The following is a 2,766-nucleotide window of genomic DNA, read 5'->3' as shown; positions in this document are numbered from 1 at the left end:
ACCTACCACAGAAGATTGGGTTCAGATCCTGAAAAGGTCATTGTGGAAAAGTTCACTTATGATTCCCAGAACAGGCTGCTGACCCATACCCACCAGGTTGGTAACAATCCTGTTGAATACCTTGCTCAGAATAAATACAATGAAATTTCCCAGCTGGAATCTAAGAAAGTAGGGGGAACAGCTGCTGCATCCCCATTACAGACTGTAGATTATAAATACAATATCCGCGGCTGGATGACCAGGATCAATGATCCTGCCAACCTGAATGGGAAATTATTTGGATATGAAATGAAGTATAACAATCCTGTGTATACCAATACTTCATCAGGAAGTTTTAATGGAAATATCACAGAGATTGATTGGAATATTTTCAGTGCAGAGGGGTTGAAAAGATACAATTACCAGTATGACCCTTTAAACAGGATGTTAAAAGGAGTGTATTCCGAGCCCAATTCTTCTGTAGCCCAGAATAATTATTTTAATGAAGAGCTTACCTATGACCTCAATGGAAACATTAAAACCTTAAAAAGATTTTCATGGCCTGTTTCCGGGGGAACGACTGCAGAGAAGATCGATGATCTGATCTATAACTATCAGAATGGGGACAAAAGTAATACCCTGGACAGAATCACCCTTCCTCCCGGTGTTATTAACAACAGTTCAGGATACAATGCTTTGCAGGGAACCATGGGTTATAACCTCAATGGGAATATGACGGATCATCCTGATAAGAAAATGAAGATCAGTTATAATTATCTGAATCTGCCTAGTTATATTTCAGTTAACGAAGGGTTGATAGGTATTTCCAACACCAGCTACACCTACAGGGCAGATGGCACGAAAGTATCTAAAACATATAGTATGAACGGATCCATAGAAACCAATTACCTTGATGGCTTCCAGTATGATAACAGGCATGCCTATGATACGTCAGCATCTCTTTATACCGTTCCTTCATTGAAATTTGTACCCACCTCAGAAGGGTATTATGATTTTACTGAAAATAAGTATATTTACAATTACACGGATCATTTAGGAAATATAAGAGTGAGCTATAAGAATAACGGTACTGCAGTGGAAGTTATTGACACTAACAGCTATTATCCTTTTGGGTTAAAACACCAGAACGGACCTGTTGTACCGGCTCCTTTTGCAGGTGTGCCTTATAATTACAAGTATAACGGGAAGGAATTGCAGGAAACAGGAATGTATGACTATGGAGCAAGGTTCTATATGCCGGATATGGGTAGATGGGGTGTAGTGGATCCGCTGGCGGAGAAGATGAGAAGATGGAGCCCATATAATTATGCCTTTAATAATCCTTTGAGGTATATTGATCCGGATGGCAGACAAGGAACAGATATTTATGAGTTGAATAAAAAAGGAGAATTAATTTGGAGAGCAGCATCTGAAAGAGATGTAATTTATGCTTCCAAAAATTTTGATAAGAATAGCAATCTTAACGCTAATAATGATGGAGGTGTAGATGTGGGAGAAAAAGGTTATATTAAAAATAACTCTCAGGAAAAAACATTAAGTTCGCCAATTACAGATAACGAAGGTAATAGCAGTGATAAGCTATCTACATTAAGCTTCCATAATAATGAGTCAAAAGCTTCAGAAGTTGCAGAGTATTTTTACAATAATACGAATGTAGAAACAGCAAATTCTACTTATAAATCGTCTACTTCGGATAGTAATTTTTCTGTAATATCAACTTATCATTTACCTAGTACTTCTCCGCTTGATCCCAAAGGAACAGGATTAATGTCTAATTTTTCAGTAGGAGGCGATAACTTTTTTCAAAGTAGCTTAACAGCACAAGATCATAACCATCCCCTTGGTTATCAATTATCTCCTAGTGGATTTAATTATGGGGCAAAAGGCTTTAAGGTAAATACTTTTGACTGTAATGGAAAAAATTGTGATGTTAATGTAGCAAAAGCTCATGATAATATCAAGCTTAGAGTGTATTCAACTGTTTTAAAAAAATATATTAGATATGATGGATCCAGTGCAAATATTGAATAGGATACTATTTTTATGTGTTATATCATTTACAACTTTAAGTTGTTCAGCACAAAAAATCAATGTAAATAATATTGTTGATACTTATATTGATTACTATTCTTCAAGAAATAAAATTTTTAATCCTAGTAAAACATTTTTACAATTAGGTATTGATAATGAAGAGGATAATCTTAAAGAAAAAAATATCCATATAAATAATAATTGTTTTGATTGTATGGGAAAAATTAATGAAAAAGATTCAATAATTGAATATAGAGGTTATAAAGTAGTTATCTACGCAAACAATGTTGAGAATAAAAATATTTTGTTATCAAATTTTAAAAATACTAAGAAGACTAACGCCTTTTTTCTAAATAAATTTGATGATAATATAATTAATGACGTTGGAAGTTGGACGTTTAATTATAATGAAAATGCAAAAATATCTTTTTTTTGCAATAGTAATCCTATGAAAAATATGAAAGAGGATATGAAAGAAATTAAACAAAAGCTAGGTATACAGAATGTCAGAGATTGTGTATCAGCTCTACTAAACGATACTAAATGAAACATAGAACCCCCGCTAGCGCACGATTGCATCGTGTGGCAGACAGATAAAAACCTCGCATTTTGCGAGGTTTTTTGCTTGTTTAGTTTTAAAATTTTGTATAATATTACCAACGAGAAAGAACAGATATTCTTTTGTTGCAAGATCAAGCTTGTCGATATCTTCAATACCCTTGCTGTCACACGAAT

At 34.1% G+C, this 2,766-nt stretch carries 2 protein-coding genes; both read left to right on the top strand.

Annotated elements, in window-relative coordinates; translation table 11 throughout:
* The coding region (locus CRS_RS20605) for an RHS repeat domain-containing protein (protein WP_142725833.1) at positions 1-2,031 on the top strand (2,031 nt) is incomplete at its 5' end.
* Positions 2,003-2,578 carry a hypothetical protein gene (locus tag CRS_RS20600; protein WP_142725832.1) on the top strand — a complete coding sequence of 192 codons (576 nt, stop codon included), beginning with the start codon at positions 2,003-2,005 and terminating at the stop codon, positions 2,576-2,578. The genes CRS_RS20605 and CRS_RS20600, both read left to right, overlap by 29 nt.
* Positions 2,579-2,766 lie beyond the last annotated feature (188 nt).

Origin of the sequence: Chryseobacterium sp. ON_d1 (genome assembly GCF_006829085.1) — a bacterium.
Lineage (GTDB): Bacteria > Bacteroidota > Bacteroidia > Flavobacteriales > Weeksellaceae > Chryseobacterium.
This window is presented reverse-complemented; position numbering and strand designations above follow the sequence as displayed.